16 protein-coding genes are annotated in these 20614 nt (G+C 47.1%); 8 read left to right on the top strand and 8 right to left on the bottom strand.

Features of this window, described 5'->3' with window-relative positions; translation table 11 throughout:
• Position 1: 1 nt before the first annotated feature.
• On the top strand, positions 2-745 hold the full coding sequence (locus ACF8OV_RS01550) for an OmpA family protein (protein ID WP_392404320.1): 744 nt from the start codon (positions 2-4) through the stop codon (positions 743-745).
• A 102-nt stretch (positions 746-847) separates the two neighbouring features.
• Here the strand turns inward: ACF8OV_RS01550 and ACF8OV_RS01545 are convergent, their stop codons facing one another.
• Positions 848-1951, bottom strand: a complete 1104-nt coding sequence (locus ACF8OV_RS01545; protein ID WP_138938282.1) for a phosphatase PAP2 family protein — start codon at positions 1949-1951, stop codon at positions 848-850.
• 101 nt (positions 1952-2052) lie between these two features.
• Positions 2053-3192, bottom strand: coding sequence for a chromate efflux transporter (gene chrA / locus ACF8OV_RS01540; protein ID WP_141180360.1), 1140 nt, complete (start codon positions 3190-3192; stop codon positions 2053-2055).
• A 112-nt stretch (positions 3193-3304) separates the two neighbouring features.
• Between chrA and ACF8OV_RS01535 the strand changes: the two genes are divergently transcribed.
• Complete coding sequence (locus ACF8OV_RS01535; protein ID WP_079771294.1) at positions 3305-4225, top strand: LysR family transcriptional regulator; 921 nt, start codon at positions 3305-3307, stop codon at positions 4223-4225.
• Between the two features lie 47 nt (positions 4226-4272).
• Here ACF8OV_RS01535 and ACF8OV_RS01530 read toward each other — a convergent pair whose 3' ends face one another.
• The 4 genes from ACF8OV_RS01530 to ebgR form a co-directional block, all read right to left on the bottom strand.
• Entirely contained in the window at positions 4273-5706 is a 1434-nt protein-coding gene (locus ACF8OV_RS01530; RefSeq protein WP_141180359.1) for an amino acid permease, read from the bottom strand.
• A 78-nt stretch (positions 5707-5784) separates the two neighbouring features.
• The gene (locus ACF8OV_RS01525; protein WP_141180358.1) at positions 5785-6237 is read right to left on the bottom strand and encodes a beta-galactosidase subunit beta; all 453 of its coding nucleotides are present in this window, start codon (positions 6235-6237) and stop codon (positions 5785-5787) included.
• A gap of 3 nt (positions 6238-6240) precedes the next feature.
• Positions 6241-9339: a beta-galactosidase subunit alpha gene (gene ebgA, locus ACF8OV_RS01520; protein WP_141180357.1), complete on the bottom strand. Its 3099-nt coding sequence runs from the start codon at positions 9337-9339 to the stop codon at positions 6241-6243.
• 346 nt (positions 9340-9685) lie between these two features.
• Positions 9686-10672, bottom strand: a complete 987-nt coding sequence (gene ebgR, locus ACF8OV_RS01515) for a transcriptional regulator EbgR (RefSeq protein WP_141180356.1) — start codon at positions 10670-10672, stop codon at positions 9686-9688.
• A gap of 380 nt (positions 10673-11052) precedes the next feature.
• On the opposite strand from ebgR, the gene galE reads away from it, so the two are divergent.
• The 4 genes from galE to galM all read left to right on the top strand — a co-directional run bounded on the left by galE (position 11053) and on the right by galM (position 15553).
• Positions 11053-12072, top strand: a complete 1020-nt coding sequence (gene galE, locus ACF8OV_RS01510) for a UDP-glucose 4-epimerase GalE (protein WP_063517848.1) — start codon at positions 11053-11055, stop codon at positions 12070-12072.
• An 84-nt stretch (positions 12073-12156) separates the two neighbouring features.
• Complete coding sequence (locus ACF8OV_RS01505) at positions 12157-13209, top strand: UDP-glucose--hexose-1-phosphate uridylyltransferase (protein ID WP_141180354.1); 1053 nt, start codon at positions 12157-12159, stop codon at positions 13207-13209.
• A 109-nt stretch (positions 13210-13318) separates the two neighbouring features.
• Positions 13319-14479 (top strand): galactokinase, encoded by a 1161-nt coding sequence (gene galK, locus ACF8OV_RS01500; RefSeq protein ID WP_141180353.1) that lies wholly within the window; start codon positions 13319-13321, stop codon positions 14477-14479.
• Positions 14480-14488: 9 nt separating this feature from the next.
• Positions 14489-15553 (top strand): galactose-1-epimerase, encoded by a 1065-nt coding sequence (gene galM, locus ACF8OV_RS01495; RefSeq protein WP_169566750.1) that lies wholly within the window; start codon positions 14489-14491, stop codon positions 15551-15553.
• 73 nt (positions 15554-15626) lie between these two features.
• Here the strand turns inward: galM and ACF8OV_RS01490 are convergent, their stop codons facing one another.
• Positions 15627-16652, bottom strand: a complete 1026-nt coding sequence (locus ACF8OV_RS01490; RefSeq protein WP_025545631.1) for a LacI family DNA-binding transcriptional regulator — start codon at positions 16650-16652, stop codon at positions 15627-15629.
• Between the two features lie 212 nt (positions 16653-16864).
• Here ACF8OV_RS01490 and ACF8OV_RS01485 point away from each other — a divergent pair, with 212 nt between their 5' ends.
• Positions 16865-17935 (top strand): cellulase family glycosylhydrolase, encoded by a 1071-nt coding sequence (locus ACF8OV_RS01485; RefSeq protein ID WP_020841209.1) that lies wholly within the window; start codon positions 16865-16867, stop codon positions 17933-17935.
• Between the two features lie 70 nt (positions 17936-18005).
• The gene (locus ACF8OV_RS01480) at positions 18006-19394 is read left to right on the top strand and encodes an MFS transporter (RefSeq protein ID WP_317676130.1); all 1389 of its coding nucleotides are present in this window, start codon (positions 18006-18008) and stop codon (positions 19392-19394) included.
• An 89-nt stretch (positions 19395-19483) separates the two neighbouring features.
• On the opposite strand, the gene ACF8OV_RS01475 is transcribed toward ACF8OV_RS01480, so the two are convergent.
• On the bottom strand, positions 19484-20482 hold the full coding sequence (locus tag ACF8OV_RS01475) for a substrate-binding domain-containing protein (protein WP_140049824.1): 999 nt from the start codon (positions 20480-20482) through the stop codon (positions 19484-19486).
• Positions 20483-20614: the final 132 nt, after the last annotated feature.

Below are 20614 nucleotides of genomic sequence, written 5' to 3'. Positions count from 1 at the left end.
TATGACCAATAAAAAAGTAATGGCAGTAATGCTGGTGGTCGGTTTTACAACGTTAAATGCCAATGCCAATGCCAATGCCAATGCCAATGCCAATGCCAATGCCAATGCCAATGCCAATGCCAACGACATCAGTTCAACATTAACAGAGTACTGCGCCACTGCGTTTTATGAATATTCGCATTCAATCACAGTCGGAGAAGTGACGGGCGTTGGCACACATCGCAATGGTTTTTTGCAAGTGACCGAAAAAAGCGATGACCAAGCTCTTAAACAGGCACTGATGAAAAAATCATCACTGTTAACCGATCCGAGTGAATGTTTAACCTATATCTCAAACTTAGGTATTGCACAATTTAGTGGTGAAGTGGGTGACAAGGGACAACTGGTTGCACGGGTTCACTTTGCTTTTGATCGTTTCAATCTTTCATCATTGGCTAGAGATGTGTTAAGCAGTGTGGCGCGTCAATTGGCTCTAAGTAATTATCGAGTGACGGTTGAAGGGCATACTGACTGGATCGGTACCGATACTTACAACCAAGAGCTTGGCTTGAACCGCGCGCACAGCACCGCCAATGAATTGGTGAAATATGGGGTGAAACGGGAAAATACAGAGCTGAAGTCATTTGGTGAATCTGAACCGATTGCTAGCAATGAAACCCCCCAAGGACGCTCTAAAAACCGCCGAGCGGATGTCTACATACCAGCTGAAGAGCGAGAGTCACCAAGCCATAAAGCTATCCCATAACCGCTATATTACCCCCCCCCCCCGCGCTTCTACACGGGCGGGGGAGTTTTTTCCTTACTTCAACACATACTTCTATTAGAACTGGCGCTTTGGGGATCAATCTCAAACCGCCATGGTATTGCGTTTGATGAACCAACCAACTATCTTCCACAATAAAACAGTTAACAGCGTCCCCACATAGCCATCAATGGCGTAATGCCAACCTAAATGTACCGAGCCGATTTGTATCAGGATAGCAAAAGCGTAAGCAAAGTAACCGAGCTTTTTATTCAGTCTGCAAATGGACAACGCCATCAATACAGACATAGATACGTGCATACTCGGCATCGCGGAAATACCAGAGCCAAAACTATTGGCATTCTCTAGGTATTCATGCCACAGGTAGTCTTGTGTCGACAAAGACCATAAAGGGGATGCGCCAATGTTCTCCAGATACAGACTTTGAGCGGTGAGTAATTTCATCAACGGTGCGTACTGAGCGTCACCGGTCAAAAGTTCCATATAGCAAGGGCCTGCAGAAGAAAATAAGGTAGCGAACCATATACTATTTATCATCCATAGCAGTGCGAATGTGAGCAGAAATTGCAATCTCAATAATGGAAGTTTGTAATAGATGCAAAAAAAGAATGCGCTCCCCCACATTAGAAAAAACCATAGGTTGTAAGCAAAATTGATACTAAGTGAAGCCCACGGGCTAGAGAACAAGCTATGAGTCAATTCCCATGGTGCAACGCCAAAATGAAGCAGCCTATCAAGCTCAGCAAAGGTATGATCCCATTTGAATGGATTTATGAGTGGGATAAGCGATTTCAGAAACGTATGGTTAGTTACAATAAAATTGATAGCGAGCAACGATAAAAAAATAGAGATGGTTCGGTATAGAGGGAAAAATAGTTGATGAACTTTTTTCTTAAAACGATTCAAAGGACGCTTTTCTCGTTGGACCAGTAAATAGAAATAATAATACATACCTGCCCCTAAAATAGCGGCGCAAGTCGTAACTGTGAAGAGGTGGTAATAAGTAGAAAATGAGTAATTGATAGGGGAATCAAGGTACCAAGAGCAAAAGTAAATAATGGCAGTAGATCCGAAACTGTATAGATAAAAAATGATATCAGTACTCAGTTCATCCTTTACTGATTTTATCCAAGATGACGTTTTTTGCTGCCAACTGAGGTTGAGCTCGTAATTATTCTCTTGTTCCATCGATGCTCCCATCTTCTTATTTTTTATTAGAGGTATAAGTTTAGCTGAGAAAACGGGCATTTGTATTTAAGTGCCCGTTAAGAGTTTGTCGTTTAAGATTTTTAAATCATGCTCGTGACAAGGCCTGCCGCCACAAAAAACACGATCATCCACAGCACCGAAAGGTTGAGCTTTTTGTGTAGATAGCAACCCGCAACCACTAACGCCATGTCGATGGGAGCAACAACTGCGCTGCTAAATACTGGCTGGTAAAGTGCCGCGAGTAGTAACCCTACTACCGAGGCATTGACACCGTTGATAGCGCCGGAGACCCGCGGTTTGCCTGCCAGTGCTAGCCAGTTTTTAAGAACACCAAGCAGTAAAAGAAACCCTGGGAGGAATACGCCAAGCGTTGCGATCAGCGCGCCTAAAATTGGCGTATCCGAAAGCTCATAACCAATAAAAGTCGCAAAGGTGAACATTGGCCCCGGTACAGCTTGTGCAGCGGCGTAGCCTGTTAAAAATGCATCTTGGCTGAGCTGGTCGCCAACAATGTTTTGCAGAAGCGGCAGCACCACATGACCGCCACCAAACACTAAACTACCAGCTTGGAAAAAATCACTAAACAGCCCAAGCAAAGGCAATGAATGAGCTACTAATGGTAAGCCGAGTAAAAGCAACGCAAATAGAGCCAATGGCGCGATAGACGGTTTAAACGGCTCGGCTGATAGCGCGGAGTCTTTCTTCAGATATCGCGTACCGACAAAACCTGCTGCGACCAACACGAACATTTGCGTCATGATGCTTGGCGCCACCAGCAACGCAATTGCAGTAGCGACGCACAACCCCGCAGTCAGTTTGCTTTGGCAGAAGTTTTTGTACATGCCCCAAGTCGCATCCGCCACGACCACGACTGCGAGCAGTTTTAGGCCGTGAACGATGTTTTGGAACACTGCGGTGTCGGTGATTTGGCTGCTCACCATCGCCAGCGCCAACATGATGATCACCGAAGGAAGCGTGAATCCGACAAATGCTGCGCATGCGCCACCTAAACCGCCACGTTTATAGCCTAAAGCAAAGCCAACTTGGCTTGAGCCCGGTCCCGGCAAAAACTGACTGAGCGCGACAATTTGCGCGTACTCGCTGTCATCAAGCCATTTCAGTTTCTCAACAAAGGTTTGGCGAAAATAACCAATATGAGCCGCCGGGCCGCCGAAGCTGAACCAACCCAGCCAGAAAAAAGTTTTGAAGATGGTGAACATGTCGAGCCTGTTTATCTAAAAAGCATTGTTGCTAATTTATCGGATGCTCTAAAATGACTCAAATTGATAGATTTAATTTCATTTATGAATGAAATGGGATGAAGGTGTTGAGGTGAAAGAGGACATTCAGTGGCGCAACATTGACTTGAACTTATTGGTGACGTTTTCCTACTTGTATCGACATCGAAGCGTTAGCATCGCGGCAGAGAAAAGTTACGTTAGCCAGTCGGCGATGAGTCATAGTTTGTCTCGTTTAAGGTTGTTGTTTGACGACCCGCTTTTTGAGCGAAAAGGACACAAGATGGAGCCCACCGAGCACGCTCACCACATCGCGCCAACCGTGCATCATTTGCTTGACTCTATCGCCAAAGACTTGCTCACTAAGTCAGCCTTCCAACCTGAAAATTACGCGGGTGTATGTCGCATTGGGTTAACGGATTATGCCGAGTTTATTTTTGCTCCTCGGCTTTATGACGAAATACGCCAGCGCGCACCAGAGGCCCAGATCAGTTTTATTAACGTCAATCGTAGCAACTACGTGGCATTAACTGAGCACGAAAAGCTCGATGTCATTATTGGCAGCATGCCAGTGTTGGATGACAACTTTGAGAGCTTGTACTTGTACACGGAAAAACACGTGTGTATGTGTGATAAACAGGTATTGAAAGGGGAAACACAGCTGTCTCTGGAAGCGTTCGCGAACATAGAGCAAGCTCTGGTAAGTCCCGATGGGAGCTTAAAGACACAAGTAGACCAAAAGCTCGCAGAACATGGCTTGAGCCGTAAAGTCACCGTGGCGTCGCGCAACTTTCTCACCATTCGGCATCTATTGAAAAAGCGCGATCTCATTGCCATCGTGCCAGAAAAAATGGCGTTGGCGGAGGGCTTTTCGGACGATCTCATTACTATTAAGCCGCCGATCGCCGTTGCGGATTTTGATATTGCCATGCTATGGCATTCCAGCCGAAACAATGAAGACAAAGGCATTTGGCTACGCGAGTTGGTTTCTTCGACCATCACCTCTCACATATAAAAAGGGCACCAAAGGGTGCCCAGAATGTTTGTCATTGAGAGTCTGTGTTATACCGCTTGCGAAGCTGGCGCGGCTTCTTTTATACGTTCTTCCTGATTCAATGATTTTTCGTATTGGCTGTACTTCCACCAAGCAAAGCCAAGGAAAATCACGATACCGCCAACGTTGTAGAAAATGATGGTCATGATGTCGGCCCCTGTAGGGAAGGTCGATGCTAAGAAACCAACCGTAAAGATAGCGATCAGTACCGATACGGTAGCGATGCCCATTTTGCGTGAGCCCATTTTGAAATCACGCTCGACGTGATCCAGTTTCAAGCGCAGATTCAGGTACGCCAACATGATGAACAGCGGTGGTAGCATCGAGGCGGCTGCCGTCATGTTGATCACGGTGTTCATCAGATCTTGAGCGGTGTTAGAACCTAATGTTGGGATGATCATCAATGGGATAACGATAAGGAACTGATACCAAGCTGCGCGAGCTGGCACGCCGTTTTCGTTCAGCTCTACGGTTTCCTTACCAAAAATGCCTTCTGGAATCTCAGAGAAGAAGATTTTCACTGGCGTTGCTGTCCACATCAGTAGAGAGCCAAACATAGCGGTGAAGGATACCAAGCCTACGAAGCGGTTCATCAATATTTCTGGCAAACCAAAGTACGCAGCCAAACCTTCAAATACTTGAACCGATCCGCCCGTGTATTTTAGGGTTTCGCTAGGAACAAATACGTTAATCAAAACAGACGCAACTGAGTAAAGCACGCCGATAAAGATACCTGCGATGATGATGACTTTAACGAACGATTTCGAGCCGCCTTTCACATCGTTTACGTAAACCGCGACTGATTCCGCACCGCCTGCCGCCATAAAGATCCATGTAGTAATGCCTAAAAATGCCCAGCTGAAATCAGGGATCATCGCTTCTACAGTAATTGGGTCAGCCGGTTCTACGCCGCCGATCAACGCAGCGCCAGCCAGTAAAATGTACGACATTGTCAGTAGCAGCATGAGGGAGGAGGTCACCGACGTAATTGGCCCCAACATTTTCGCGCCGTTTGTCGATACGTAGGTCGCAAACGCAAACAAAATCATACTGAGCACGGTAGTGGTGAATGGCGTCAGAATGTATTCATAGCCCAAGAACGCGTAAGACGCATAAGCGATAACACGCGGCAGCAAGGACGTGAAGAAGAATAGGTTAACGAACCAGTAAGTGTAGGCAGAGATAAACGCCCAGCGACCGCCAAGTGAGCTTTTTACCCATGCGTAGACCCCCGCTTCAGAATCTTTATTCAGAGATACGAATTCTGCGATGATCAAACAGAAAGGGATGAAATAAAAAATGGTCGCCAGGAAGAACATTGGCGCAGACGCTAGACCGATCTCGATGTTGTTATTGATTACGTTATTAAAGCTAAATACTGCGGCAAAGGTGAGGGACAACAACCCGAATTTGCCTATCGTATTACGTTTGGATTCAGACATGTTCTATCTCCGGTGAATCACGTTGGAATTGTAGGGAGGAAGGGCTTGTAATGCTGTGACCACAGCCCTTCTCTTGTTTTATTTATTTAGGAAGTAGCCATCTTCGATGGTCACTTTGAGCACCACTTTTCTTACGCGGTTGTCTCCGTGGAAGCGGTACGCTTCACTGTTTTCAAAAATCGCCACTTGGCCTTCGCATAGCTCACGTGTTTCACCCTGACCAGAAAAAAATTCGCGGTCGGTTTCATCACGATAAGCTTGTTCTAGTGTCAACGCGGTTTTATCCGCGAACTCAACGGTTTCTCGACCTTCGAGGTAGTAATGCACATCGAAGTAACGACGGTTACCGATGAACATTTCGGTTTGTTTCGCGATGCCATCTTCAACCATGTAAATCAGTGAATCGCCAATCGAGTGCATCACGCCATTTTTGATGTTGCCGATGTTACCAATGGCTTCCACACAGCGGTTCCATTTACGACCGTTGCGATATACCTGTTTGAATTGCTCTAAGCTGGATAACACGATCATGGGTTACGCCTCGTTGACTGATTGAGTATTGGTTTGAGTGAAAAACGCGTTGTCGAAATCATGGTTTGCCATCACTTGTGCGTTGCAATCGCCTGCTTGCAGTGGCATCAGCGTCAAACCGTAACGGAACTCGTCCATGTACACGCGGTAAGAGTCGAGCACTTCGCTGCCCCATGAGTTCGAGCCTAACCCCATCACTTGATGGTCAAGGTTAAGGGTGATGTAGCCACTCTTTTCTAGCTCGATCGTATGTTGCGCTTCATGCAGATTTTGGTTGGTGTAGAACCACGCGCTGAAGTTGATTTCTTGCTGAGCTTTCACCAATAACCCTGTGCCATGACGGTTCGTGAGCGATGCCCAGCGCACGTGTTGGCGGTTGCCGTTGTTTTGCGGGAACGGGTAGTTCTCGAACATGTCTTCTACGGTGCTGTGGTAAACATCAATGAGGTTAGCTTGGCGACTGTCTTGGTAGTTTTCTTCTGGGCCGCGACCGTAGTAGCTCACTTGGTCAAAGCTGCCGTTGATGCCCAAATCCAAGCCGATGACCGGAATCACGTGAGGGTAGTCGCCGTAGCGCTCGCCACTCAGTTCCACGTTCAAATGGCCTTGAGCATTGATTTGATAGCGATAGGTACAACGCATGCCAAAATCAAAGACCGGCGGCGCAATGATGCTGGTGGTTGTAATCAAGACGGAATCATCAGTTGCTTCCACAGCAAGTGTGCGGAAGTGCTCCTGCATGATTTGCAGATGCGTTGGGTGCCACAAACCTTCATACTCTTGTTTGTGGTTATCAATCATCGGTTTGAAGAAGTTCAGTCTCGGCTCAGATTGAATGATCTCTTCGCCATTTACGCGCCAAGAAGTCAGCTTGCCGTTTACTTTCGAGAAAGTAAGCGTGAAGTTATGGCCTTCAATTATGTGTTCCAAACGGCTTTCGTTAATCACCAAAGGTTGTGCGTTGCGATTGATGAACGCAGGTGCAGACGCGGTGTTTTCTTTCAGTTGGAACTGATACACCGCAATTTCATGGTTGGCTTCGCTGTAAAGTGTGCGACTGTCTTTGCGTACGGTGAAGTTAACAAAGGCTTCGCGCTCATCCAATTCTGGCAGGTCGATGGTCACTTCACGTTCGCTGTTGGCGACCAAAGCTTCGACTTTAAACTGCACGCTTCGCAAGGTTTCACCTTCGGCACGCACGTCAGCAGTAATGGTGTAATCATCGAGGTTGGAGAACCACAATTTGTTCTCAACGATAAAGCGGTCATAGCAACCTTCAACGGCGCGGATTTTCACCGGTGCAATGACTTGTTTGTATTCTTTCAGGCCAGGGCCCGGGGTTTGATCTGGGTAAATCAGACCATCCATGCAGAAGTTGTAGTTGTTTGGGTAGTCGCCATAATCGCCGCCGTATTTGTAGAACTCTTGGTCGTGCTCATCACGTGCTAGAATGCCGTGATCACACCATTCCCAAACGTAGTGACCTTGAATGTGGTCGTGCGCATAGAACACGTTTTGGTATTCGGTTAAACCACCCGGCCCGTTCCCCATCGCGTGTGCGTATTCGCAGATGATGCGTGGCTTCTCGTGTGGGTGTTCGCCAAAGTAATTCATCAGTTGAGCGCGTGAGTACATCGTCGAAATCACATCGACGACTTCAGCATCGCGGTCTTCTTCGTAGTGAACCAAACGGGTGTCATCAATTGCTTTGGTCGCGGTATACATCGCACGGATGTTGCAGCCATAACCCGATTCGTTACCGAGTGACCACATGATGATAGAAGGGTGGTTCTTTTGCGCATGAACATGGCGCACTGCGCGATCGACAAACACCGCTTCCCATGCTGGATCGTTGGTGATGCGGCTCAGGTCGCCAACGTTGGCAAAGCCGTGGGTTTCCACATCGGTTTCTGCCATCACAAACAGGCCGTAAATATCACACAACTCGTAGAAGCGTGGGTCGTTCGGGTAGTGTGCGGTGCGAACCGAGTTGATGTTGTGTTGCTTCATCAAAATCAGATCTTTTTCCACGCGGTCCATGCCCACTGCGCGACCTTTTAGGTGGTCGTTGTCATGACGGTTTACACCATGCAGCATCACGTATTGATTGTTGATGTAAAACAGGCCATTGCGAACTTTGATGTCACGGAAACCCACGCGTTGTGGGATCACTTCCACTACGTTGCCTTGGTGATCTTTTAAGGTGATGAACAAGTGGTAAAGGTAAGGATTTTCAGCCGTCCAATGCGTTGGATTCACCATATCAATCGCAAAGCTTGTTGAGTGGTGGTTTTGGATAGTCAGTGAATCGCATTGACCACTGGCTACGACAGTGCCTTTGTCATGCAGCGCGTATTCCAGCGTGTAGCCAGACGCGATAGCGGTGGAAAGGTTTTCCAATTCGATTTGAGCACTGAGCGTCGCACTTTGGTAATCGTCGGCGAAATCGGTGCGAATTGTTAGGTCTTGGACGTGAACCTGCTCTTTGCCCACAAGGTAAACATCGCGGAAGATCCCCGCCGTCCACCACATGTCTTGGTCTTCAATGTAAGTGGAATCGGCCCACTGCATCACGCGTACAGACAGCAAGTTTTCGCCTTGTTGGACGAACTTGGAAATGTCGAATTCCGCTGTGAGTCGGCTGCCTTTACTAAAGCCGACGTACTCGCCGTTTACGTACACTTCAAAGTAGGTTTCCACGCCATCGAACTTGATGATGGTTTGTTGGTTATCCCACTGTGGACCAAGTGTAAATGTGCGTTGATAAGCGCCCGTTGGGTTGTCGGTTGGTACAAACGGGACGTCGATCGGGAATGGGAAGCCTTCATCGGTGTATTGCAGATCGCCGTGGCCTTCCATTTGCCACATGTTTGGGACGGTAATGTGTCCCCAGTCGTTCATTGTTTGTGAGTAAAACTCATCAGGTACCAACATTGGGTTGGTGAAATAACGGAATGTCCATTGGCCGCTGAGCAACATAAAGCGGCGACTCAGTTCACGTTGAAAGGTTTGTGCGCTCTGAACAGAGTCGTAGGAGAAAAAGTACGCACGCGGTGCCATACGATTCTCGTGTAAGTGTTGGAAGTTTTCCCAATTGTTCACGTTTTGATCTCCCCTCGGCTTGGTGCGCTTATGTTGGAGTGCGGATTGGTTTCATCGCGGCTCAACATCAGTGCAAAAACAACGGCCGATGTATTGTGAAAAATGTTTATGAATAATCTGAGAAAGATATTAGTAAAAGTTTTACTAAAATGAATTAGTGAAAACGTTTTACTTTAACTTGGTCACGTTTTAAATGACCAATGTTGAGCAAGATGTGATCAGAGTAAAGGAATGCGTTCTAGATTGTTTTGGAAAGTAAAAACAGTAAAAATTCGGTAGAAAATAAAAGAAGAAATAAAAAGCACTGAAAATTCAGTGCTTTATTTGAGCAATTTTGAGGGTGTTTTTATCGAGTTGTGCCGCGTAGCTTGAGCTTGCTTGGAACATACACCTGAAGGGGCAGTGCGCGTCCGTCACGGTATTTTTCTACTAACAAGTTCACGCCTTGAATCCCCATCATTTCAGAATGAATACGAACGGTAGATAGAGGAGGGAAGGTAAAGCGCGCGGTAGGAATGTCGTTCACGCTGATCAGCGCAATATCATCAGGAATGTTTAAACCAAACTCATGCACTGCTCGTAAAACACCAATCGCAATGGAGTCCGAAGCAATGAACATCGCTTTTGGGAAATCGCCTTTGGCCAGCATCTCTTTCGCTAAGTCATAACCGGACAAGCTAGAGAAATCGCCACGATAAATGTCGTTTTCAGAAACCACACCTTTTAGACTGCCGTAGTCCACAAACGCATTTTCACGAATGTCTGCGGTGTTGGGTTCGTCTTGTCCACCAATAAATCCGATACGCTCGTAGCCTTGTTGTACAAAGAAATCAACCACTTGCTTGCTGATTCTTACAAGGTCGATATCAACGCAATCGTAAGGACTAGTTGGATCTGAAAAGTCAATGTAACAGATGCTATCGGCTAGGCGTTTAGGTAACTTATTGACCACCTTTTGGTCGACTTTCCCGATTAAAAGGACACCCGTGATCTTTTGCGTTTCAACATCAATTTCGCTGTTGTAGCAATTGGTTAGCGTAATGCCGAGTTTGTCGCACTGAGTTTCAATCCCATGACGAATCGACAAGTAGTACGGGTCATTCACTTCTGCTTCTTGTTTGTAATTGTACAAGGCCAAAAAGTGATGTTTTTGCTTGGCTTCTTTGGTGGCTTTCTTCGAACTGCTGGTGCGGTACTCCAGCTTTTCTGCGATTTCTAAAATGCGGCGTTTGGTTTCTTCTTTAACGCTCAACGTCGGATCGTCATTCAAAACTCGCGATACAGTTGCAAGTGAGACGCCCGCTTCAGTGGCGATATCTTTTAGTGTTGCCATGTACATTTCCCGTTGGCATTGCTCACAGTCCAAGTGAGAACTCAATAATCTGGCTATTGTAAACAGCTACTTAGGGATGCACAAACTTTTAGTAAAATCGTGCGATCCATGAAAGAGAGCGGTATCTGCTCGACTCATCTTCACTGCTCATCATCTTCCTGGTTTAATTTAACTAAAGCCAGCATCTAAAATAAGGATTTTGTGTAATTTTGTGGAAACGTTTACACAATTTGAATTCGATCACGGATCTGGATCGAGATTGGTTGCTAGACTTTTAGCCAGTTAAGAAATGGGCGTACCGATTCGATGCAATAGCGATTGGCTTTTAGCGCATCAGAGTGAGGTGTGAACAGAAAGCAGCAAACGTGGAGAAGCAAAAAGTGAAAGTTCTTGTCACAGGCGGTATGGGATACATCGGTAGTCACACTTGCGTTCAGATGATTGAAGCGGGAATGGAACCTATCATCGTTGATAACTTGTGTAACGCCAAACTGGAAGTGTTAAACCGTATTGAAGCGCTGACTGGCAAACAGCCTGAGTTCCACCAAGGTGACATCCGTGACGAAGCCTTTTTGGATACGGTATTCGCGCAGCACGACATCCAAGCCGTGATCCACTTTGCTGGTCTCAAAGCAGTTGGCGAATCGGTGGCAAAACCACTTGAGTACTACGACAACAACGTCAATGGCTCATTGGTGTTAGCGCGCAGCATGCGTAAAGCGGGCGTGAAAAGCATCGTATTCAGTTCATCGGCAACGGTTTACGGTGACCCAGAAATAGTGCCGATTACGGAAGATTCACCAACAGGCGCAACCACCAACCCATACGGACGTAGCAAATATATGGTGGAGCAGTGCTTAAGCGATCTGTTCCATGCTGAAAACGACTGGAGCATCACCTTACTGCGGTACTTCAACCCAGTTGGCGCGCACTCATCGGGCTGCATGGGGGAAGACCCACAAGGTATTCCCAATAACCTGATGCCATTTATCGCCCAAGTCGCTGTTGGTCGCCGAGAAAAACTCGCGGTATTCGGTAGCGACTACCCAACCCCTGACGGCACTGGCGTGCGTGATTACATCCATGTGATGGATTTGGCCGACGGCCACATCGCCGCATTGAAATCGGTGGGTGAGAAATCGGGTTTGCACATTTACAACTTAGGTACAGGTAAAGGCTCGAGCGTACTTGAGATGGTGGATGCGTTCGCGGCCGCTTGCGGTAAACCTGTGCCTTACGAGTTATGCCCGCGTCGTCCTGGGGATATTGCTGAATGTTGGGCAAGCACGGAAAAAGCAGAGCGTGAACTAGGTTGGAAAGCAACACGCACGGTGGCTGAAATGACCGCCGATACGTGGAACTGGCAGTCAAAAAATCCCAATGGCTATTCCCCTGCGTAGTTTACGTCGCCGCATTATTGTCTGCACTTTCCAATTCCATTGAGAAATGCAGATGAAAGAATTCTTAAAAGTTGAGTAAGTAACATGTCGAATGTCGAATTTAACCCAGTGGATCATCCACACCGCCGTTACAACCCTCTGACTGGGCAATGGATTTTGGTTTCACCTCACCGTGCAAAACGCCCTTGGAGCGGCGCAGATGAAAAGCCCGCATTGGATGAGCTACCAAGCTATGACGGTAAATGTTTCCTTTGTCCAACCAACGAACGTATCTCTGGCGATGTTAATCCAGACTACCAAGGCACCTATGTGTTCAATAACGATTTTGCTGCGCTGATGGTGGATTCACCAGATGCACCAGAGTCAAACAACCCGCTATTCAAAACGCAAGGCGTGCGTGGTTTGAGCCGAGTGATTTGCTTCTCGCCAGATCACAGCAAAACCTTACCGGAGCTGCCAGTGGATAAAATTCGTGGCGTGATAGAGACCTGGAACGAACAAATTGAAGAGCTCGGCAAGGAATACGTTTGGGTTCAGGCGTTCGAAAACAAAGGCGAAACCATGGGCTGTTCTCAGCCTCATCCGCACGGTCAAATCTGGGCGAACAGCTTCTTACCAAATGAAATCGAGCGTAAAGAGCACAACCTAAAAGCCTACTACCAAGAACACGGCAGCAACTTGCTGGTGGATTACGTACAAGCGGAACTCAAAGACGGTTCACGCATTGTGGTGGAAACCGAACACTGGCTGGCGGTGGTGCCTTACTGGGCTGCTTGGCCGTTCGAAACCATGTTGTTGCCGAAAACGCACATTCGTCGCATGAGCGAACTCAGCGATGAGCAACGAGACGATTTAGCGCGAGCGATTAAGAAGCTGACCAGCCGTTACGACAATTTATTCCAATGCTCTTTCCCTTACTCGATGGGCTGGCACTACGCGCCGTTTTTTGACGAAGGCACAGACATCGACCATTGGCAGCTTCATGCGCTTTTTTATCCGCCACTACTGCGCAGTGCCACGGTTCGTAAGTTCATGGTGGGCTACGAAATGCTGGCAGAAAGCCAACGTGACCTGACCGCAGAGCAAGCGGCGCAGCGTCTGCGTGATGTGAGAGATGTCCACTACAAAGAATGCTAAGTCTTTAAATTGGACTGATTACGAATAACGGGATAGCGCGACTTTACAGATAGAAAGTTAGGCTCAACGCGCTATCCCACACAAATTACTATTTTAAGAGAACGTCCCTATGTCTGAACTTATCCAAAATGTGAAAGCGTCATTTGAGCAAGTGTTGGGCTACGCACCTAGCCATATTATTCAAGCGCCTGGTCGTGTGAACTTGATTGGTGAGCACACCGATTACAACGATGGTTTTGTCCTACCGTGTGCCATTAACTACCAAACGGTCGTGGCGGCGGCAAAGCGTGAAGACAATATCGTGCGTGTGGTCTCGGTCGATTATGGCAACGCAGTGGATGAATTCGATATCACGCAAGCCATTACCTTCCAGCAAGACAAAATGTGGGCGAACTACATTCGCGGCGTGGTGAAGTGTCTTCTGGCGCGTGGCTACCAGTTTACTGGGGCGGATATTTCAGTCAGCGGCAACGTACCTCAAGGCGCGGGTTTGAGCTCATCGGCGGCGTTGGAAGTGGTGATTGGCCAGACGTTCAAAGTGCTGTTCAATCTTGAGATCAGCCAAGCCGAAATTGCGTTAAACGGTCAGCAAGCTGAGAACGAATTCGTCGGTTGCAACTGCGGCATCATGGATCAAATGATTTCAGCGGAAGGGCGTGAAAATCATGCGATGCTATTAGATTGCCGTAGCCTTGAAACTGAAGCAGTCTCTATGCCAGAAGAGATGGCTGTCGTGATCATCAACTCGAATAAAAAACGTGGTTTGGTCGACAGCGAATACAACACTCGTCGTCAGCAATGTGAAGAAGCGGCGCGTATTTTCGGTGTGAAAGCTTTGCGTGATGTGACGATTGAGCAGTTCAACGAGAAAGTCGCTGAGCTGGATGAAATGGTGGCCAAGCGTGCACGTCACGTCATCACAGAAAATGATCGTACTGTGGAAGCGGCACAAGCGCTACAAGCACACGACATGAAGCGTATGGGCGAGCTGATGGCCGAGTCTCATGCCTCGATGCGCGATGATTTCGAAATTACGGTAAAAGAAATCGATACGCTGGTGGAGATAGTCAAAGAGGTGATCGGCGATCAAGGCGGCGTGCGCATGACTGGCGGTGGCTTTGGTGGTTGCATCGTGGCACTTGTACCGCCAGCACTGGTTGATGACGTGAAAGCGGTAGTTGAAGCGAAGTACCAAGCGGCTACGGGCTTAAAAGAGTCGATTTATGTTTGCCAAGCCAAAAATGGTGCGGGTTTGGTTGAAGTGCTGTAAGGAATGATGATGAAAGCCTATTTTCAACAACTAGAACAAGCGATGGCGCAAACGCCGTCGTTTGATGGCCAAACTGCGAATCTAATTCATTTGACCAACGCGAATGGTATGACAGCGTCGTTTATGGATATCGGTGCGACGTGGTTGAGTTGCACATTACCGGTAAATGGTGAAAACCGTGAAGTGTTGTTGCGCTCACCAAATATGGCTGAACACATGAAGCAAGACGCTTACTTCGGTTCCATTGTTGGCCGCTTTGCTAACCGAATTGCGAAAGGGCAGTTTGAGATAGACGGAGAGAAGTATCAACTTGGTATCAATAACGGTGAAAACTCACTGCACGGTGGGCTGGAAGGGTTTGATAAACGCCGCTGGAAGGTTGAAGAGCAAAATGATCAACAGGTCACTTTTTCACTTCGCTCCCCGGACGGTGACCAAGGCTATCCGGGAAACCTCGATGTGAAGGTGACGTACACGCTCACTGACGAGAATGAACTAGCTATCGCCTATGATGCTAAGACCGACAAAACATCACCAGTGAATTTAACCAATCACGCCTACTTTAACTTGGCTGGTGAGGCGAGCCGCGCAAAAAGTTTGGATCATACTTTACAGCTTAACGCTGGATATTACTTGCCAACGGATGCGGGGTTAATTCCTACCGGTGAACAAAAGCCAGTTTTGGGTACCAGTTTCGACTTCACCGAGCCAAAATCGATAGGCCAAGAATTTCTTGCCGAGCAAGATCAGAAAACTGCTGGTGGCTACGATCACGCCTTTCTATTCATACCTGAAGTGACCGATGGCGTGTCTGTCGCTGCGGTTTTAATTGCACCCAAAGAAGATGTGGTGATGAAGGTGAAAACCACCAAACCTGCCATCCAGTTTTATTCAGGTAATTTCTTAGCCGGTACGCCAGGTGCAAGTAAAACTTACGAACGCTATGACGGCCTAGCATTGGAAACGCAGTACTTTCCAGACGGGCCAAACAAACCAGAATGGGGACTCAACAATGGGGTGTTGAGCTCTGGGGATTGCTATCAGCATCAAACTACTTATCAGTTTGAATTTTAGATAGCACTTCTACCCTTTGAACTTGCAGCGGCAGCGATGCTGCAACTCCAACGACTTTGGGTGTTATGGTGGGCTACATGCCCACCTTTTTTGTTTTTGTCGAAGAGGTTCGAACGATGAGTTCACCCTCTACTTTGCGTTTGTTAGAAAGCAACGGTTGCCCTTCAATCAGTGCCATCAACGATTCGATTGCGAGTTTACCCATGTCTGAGTAGGGCAGTTCAACCGACGTTAATGCTGGGAAGCTTTCAGAGGCGATTTGCTGATTATCGTAACCGACAACGGCAACATCCTGAGGAATCTTCAACCCCAACTCCGCTATCGCTTGGTAGCACCCCATTGCCATATAGTCGCTGCCACAGAAAATCGCTTCTGGTGGCTGCTCCATATTCAGTAGTGTCAGTGTTTGCTGGTGCGCTTCTTTTAGCGACCAGTTTGCATCGACTAAATACTCTGAGTTAGGAATGATGTCTGCATCAATGAGAGCCTGACGATAACCATCGGCACGTTGCTTACTGGCTAGCATCCAACTTTCACCAGACAGCATGGCAATGCGACGATAACCTTGCGCTGTGAGGTGGGAAACTGCTTTGTAAGCTCCAATCATATCGGCCGGCAAAATACTTGGCGTTTCGGTGTGTTCTTCGTTGGTGCAGTTCAGCAGCACAGTCGGTAAGGAAGTTGTGACGCGTTGCTGCTCCAACTCTCGCGTCATACTGGATGCGTAAACCAAACCTGCGTAATCACCGCCGTTGATCTCCGACTCAATCTTGCTTGCCAACACTTCATCATGGCTGTAATTGAACGTCACCAAAATGTAGTCGTTCGACCACGCTTCTTCTCTCGCTGCATTGATGGCATCGATAAATGGGTCATAACTGGTTAAGCCGTTGATCACCAATGCGATCTTTTTAGGACGTCCCAAAGCATGGGCAACCTTTTTGTTTTTGTAGCCAAGTGATTCTGCGGTTTCGAGCACTTTACGTTTGGTCGCTTCCGCGATTTTTACGGAAGTTGAGCCATTCAATACCAGCGATACGGTCGACTGAGAGACGCCAGCCGCCGCCGCAATGTCGCTCATGGTGATTTTTTTAGCCATTCTGCTCTTTTACTTAATTTCGTTAGCTAAAGATATTAGCTAAAGATTAAGTTCGGATCATCCTTTAAAGATGAAGATCACAAAAGTAAGTCAGAGCAACTTAAAAGCTGTGATTTTCACCACGTTTATTCTTTGAGCACCTAGTCACTAAATTATTAATTAATATATTAGCTAATATTATTAGTTAATAATTTAGTTTTAAGGTGAGTAAGATGAAAAGATGGTCGGAAGAGAAAGCGTGGCAATGGCAAAAAGAGCATGGCTGGCTACGTGGCTTTAACTATTTACCGCGCACAGCGGTTAACTGGAATGAGATGTGGCAAGCGGAATCTTTTGCTCCAGAGGTGATGGAACAAGAGTTAGCTTGGGCGCATGATGTGGGTTACAACACTTTACGTACCAACTTACCATTTATAGTTTGGCAAGCGGATCGCGATGGTTTACATGCGCGAATTGAGCGCTTTCTGGATATTTGCGAACGCAATCAAATCAAAGTGATGCTCACGCCGATGGATGACTGCGGTTTTTCGGGCGACCACCCTTATCTTGGTGAACAAAAAGCGCCAGTACCGGATTTGCACAATAGCCAAGCAGCAGCAAGTCCTGGTCGCAATGTGGTGATGGACAAATCTATGTGGGGTGAGGTCGAAGCGTATATTCGCGACATCATCTCTACCTACAAAAATGACCCTCGAATCGTTATTTGGGATCTCTATAACGAGCCAACCAACCGCATGATTTTCACCACTACGGGTGAGATCGCTTACGACGAAGAAATGGAAATCTTTAGTCATGAGCTGATGGAACAAGCGTTTGAGTGGGCACGTGAAGAAAACCCAACTCAGCCTCTCACCGTTGGCGCTTGGCATGCGCCAAGCATTCTTGACCGAAGCCTGCCGATTTATGAACACCCAACCGATCGCAAAGCGATGGAGCTATCGGACATCATTACTTTCCACGCTTACTTACCACTCGAGCTGTTCCATAAAGCCGTTGAAATTGTAGAAAGCTACAACCGACCAATGATGTGTACTGAGTGGCTTGCTCGTCATGCGCAATCGTACATGCACGAACAGCTTCCGGTCTTTAAACAGAAAAACATTGGCTGCTACCAGTGGGGATTAGTGAAAGGAAAAACACAAACGCATCTGCCTTGGCCAGAGATAAAACGTAGCGATGCAAACTATGCGAGTCAATGGTTCCACGATCTGCTTGATGAGCAAGGACAGCCGTATGACGCAAGCGAAGTGCAATTGATCAAAACACTCGCAGAAGTGGATTAATTGCCTGTGAGCCGACTCTGAGAAATGGGTCGGTTTCTTATTTACAATAAAATCAATTGAGACGTGAACAATGACTACTCTACAAAACAAACTCACTAATAAGGAGCTGATGTCTTACTTCGGCTATGGGGTAGGCCAGTGCTTTAGCTTTGGTCTAGTTGGCTCTTTTATTCTTTATTTCTATACCGATATTTTGGGCATTTCTCCAATTGCGGCGAGTACGATTTTTTTGATTGCTCGTGTGTGGGATGCGGTGAACGATCCGCTCATTGCCGGATACATGGACACGTTAGACTCTCGCTTTGGTAAATTCCGCCCTTACATGCTGTTTACGCCGGTTCTGATTGTTCTGGTCACGGTTGCCGCTTTCTATAACATCGATGCTGATACATCGACAAAAGTGATGTATGCCGGTATCACTTACATTTTTTGGGGTACGCTTTACACTATTTCTGATGTGCCGTTTTGGTCTATGTCTTCTGTTATGACGGATGAACCACAAGAGCGAGCAAAAGCGGCAACTTGTGCCATGTTAGGGGTGAATGCGGGTATTGGTGCGACTTTGGTTGTGTTCCCAAAACTGAGTGCTTACTTCGCTGATGGCCGCGCAGATCAGGGTTACTTACCTGCTGTGATTGTGTTGATGATTGCGGGTTTGTTCTTCATGCTGAACGGTTTTTACAACACCAAAGAACGTATCTCGACGAAGAGCTGCGAAAAAGTCACGCTAAAACAAACCTTTCAAGCCGTTCGTAAAAATAAGCCGTTGTTTTTTATTCTGGCAGCGTTTTTCATGAATGTGTTTTTCAATCTAGTGAATGGCCTGTACATTTTCTTCTTCACATACAACATGGGAGATGCAGGGTTAGTCTCTCTGATTGGTACCATCACTTTGGTAAGTGCGATCGCATGTTTGGCTACGCCTGTGCTGACAAAGCGTTTCAAAAAACGTGACATCTTTATTGCGCTGTGTGTTTTAGAGATCATCGCTCGCATTGGGTTCTATTTTACTGGCTATGATAATCCAACGGTCGTGATGGCGTGGTTAGCGGTGATTACAGGCATCTTTATGATGACCAACCCTCTTATCTCGGCCATGATTGCAGACACAGTAGAGTACTCGTACTACCACAGTGGCAAACGTACCGCGGCGATCACGTTCTCGGGACAAACCTTTACAGGCAAACTTTCTGTTGCGGTAGCGGGCGGCTTAACGGGGGTAATCTTGACGATGATTGGCTATGTACCAAATGCGGCGCAAACGGAAACCGCGCTCAATGGCATGTTCTTCTGTATTGCGTTGCTACCCGCATTGGGAGCTCTAGTGCGCATCTTCATTATGTCTCGCTACACATTTACCGAAGACCAACATGCGATTTTACGAGAAAAATTACAGCGTGGTGAGTTTGCGCAAGGCGTTGACGTTAAGTCTGTAAAACCGCACGAAGCCTTGAGCTAGAATCCATATCGTCTCGACAAGTGCTTAAAGAAAAGCCCACTCAATAACCTGAGCGGGCTTTTCGTTTTCAAATTACAGATTATCCACCATCAACAGCGCTCAACAGAATTTCTTCGTACTAACGTTGGGCTAAAAATAATGGTTTCATCTTCAACTTTTTCGTCACGAGATAGCGCCAAAGCCAAACGGGCGGCGCGTTCTGCCATCATCTCGATTGGGTAGCGAATAGTAGTCAAGCTAGGGTGAACAAAGCGGGCGATTAAGCCATCATCGAACCCGACCATAGAAACCTTACTTGGTACGTCAATGCCATTTTGATCTAACGCTGCGAGTGCGCCAGCGGCCATGTAGTCGTTGTAGGCCACCACTCCAGTAATCTCCAAAGATTTGGTTAACAGGTTGGTCATCGCAACTTCGCCACCATCACTGTTGGGCTCACCGTATTCGATGTAGCTTTTGGAGAGTTCAATACCATGTTCTTTCAATGCGGCTTGGTAACCTTGCAAGCGTTCATCGGTATCTTCGATATCGTGGGATGAGGCAATGCAAGCGATTTTGCGATGCCCGTGACGAATCAAATATTCTGTCGCGAGGAATGCCCCCTTGCGGTTATCAAGGGAAATACAACGTTCGGCCAGTTCTGGGATATGACGATTGATAAGCACCATACCTTTCACTTCTTGGGCATAGCCAATTAGCTCCTCATCAGATAAGCCTTTCGAGTGGATGACTATTGCATCGCAACGGCTGTTGATCAGCAATTCTAGGGCTTGACGTTCATCTTCTGGATTATGGTAACCGTTGCCAATCAAGATATGTTTGCCATTTTCGCGCGCGACATTATCGACGGATTTGACCAGCGTGCCGAAGAAAGGATCGGACACATCACTCACCAACACACCCATGGTATTTGTGCTTTGACTCACCAGTGCGCGAGCTGCGGCATTGGGTCTGTAACCCAATTTGCTCATTGCTTTGGTGACCGACTCTACCGATGATTGACTGGCTTTTGGGGACTTGTTGATCACGCGAGAAACCGTTGCGACCGAAACACCTGCTTCTTTCGCGACATCCTTGATCGTTGTCATATAGAACCTTTAGTGGCTAAAAATTTTGACTGAAAGTATTAAACACCCATTGTGTAATAAGTGCAATTTGATAGAAGATTTGCTTTCGGAAATGAGATCTTTACCACTTGTATTTATTAAGCTTACTGATAG

It is taken from the genome of Vibrio sp. GLN_1, from assembly GCF_043106015.1.
Lineage (GTDB): Bacteria > Pseudomonadota > Gammaproteobacteria > Enterobacterales > Vibrionaceae > Vibrio > Vibrio parahaemolyticus.
This window is presented reverse-complemented; position numbering and strand designations above follow the sequence as displayed.

Coding starts and splice junctions, on each gene's coding strand:
- ACF8OV_RS01530 (WP_141180359.1), bottom strand. CDS start 5,706: ATGTCTGAATCCAAACGTAATACGATAGGCAAATTCGGGTTGTTGTCC.
- ACF8OV_RS01505 (WP_141180354.1), top strand. CDS start 12,157: ATGTCGAATGTCGAATTTAACCCAGTGGATCATCCACACCGCCGTTAC.
- galK (WP_141180353.1), top strand. CDS start 13,319: ATGTCTGAACTTATCCAAAATGTGAAAGCGTCATTTGAGCAAGTGTTG.
- ACF8OV_RS01490 (WP_025545631.1), bottom strand. CDS start 16,652: ATGGCTAAAAAAATCACCATGAGCGACATTGCGGCGGCGGCTGGCGTC.
- ACF8OV_RS01545 (WP_138938282.1), bottom strand. CDS start 1,951: ATGGAACAAGAGAATAATTACGAGCTCAACCTCAGTTGGCAGCAAAAA.
- ACF8OV_RS01550 (WP_392404320.1), top strand. CDS start 2: ATGACCAATAAAAAAGTAATGGCAGTAATGCTGGTGGTCGGTTTTACA.
- chrA (WP_141180360.1), bottom strand. CDS start 3,192: ATGTTCACCATCTTCAAAACTTTTTTCTGGCTGGGTTGGTTCAGCTTC.
- galM (WP_169566750.1), top strand. CDS start 14,489: ATGAAAGCCTATTTTCAACAACTAGAACAAGCGATGGCGCAAACGCCG.
- ACF8OV_RS01475 (WP_140049824.1), bottom strand. CDS start 20,482: ATGACAACGATCAAGGATGTCGCGAAAGAAGCAGGTGTTTCGGTCGCA.
- ebgR (WP_141180356.1), bottom strand. CDS start 10,672: ATGGCAACACTAAAAGATATCGCCACTGAAGCGGGCGTCTCACTTGCA.
- ACF8OV_RS01485 (WP_020841209.1), top strand. CDS start 16,865: ATGAAAAGATGGTCGGAAGAGAAAGCGTGGCAATGGCAAAAAGAGCAT.
- ACF8OV_RS01480 (WP_317676130.1), top strand. CDS start 18,006: ATGACTACTCTACAAAACAAACTCACTAATAAGGAGCTGATGTCTTAC.
- ACF8OV_RS01525 (WP_141180358.1), bottom strand. CDS start 6,237: ATGATCGTGTTATCCAGCTTAGAGCAATTCAAACAGGTATATCGCAAC.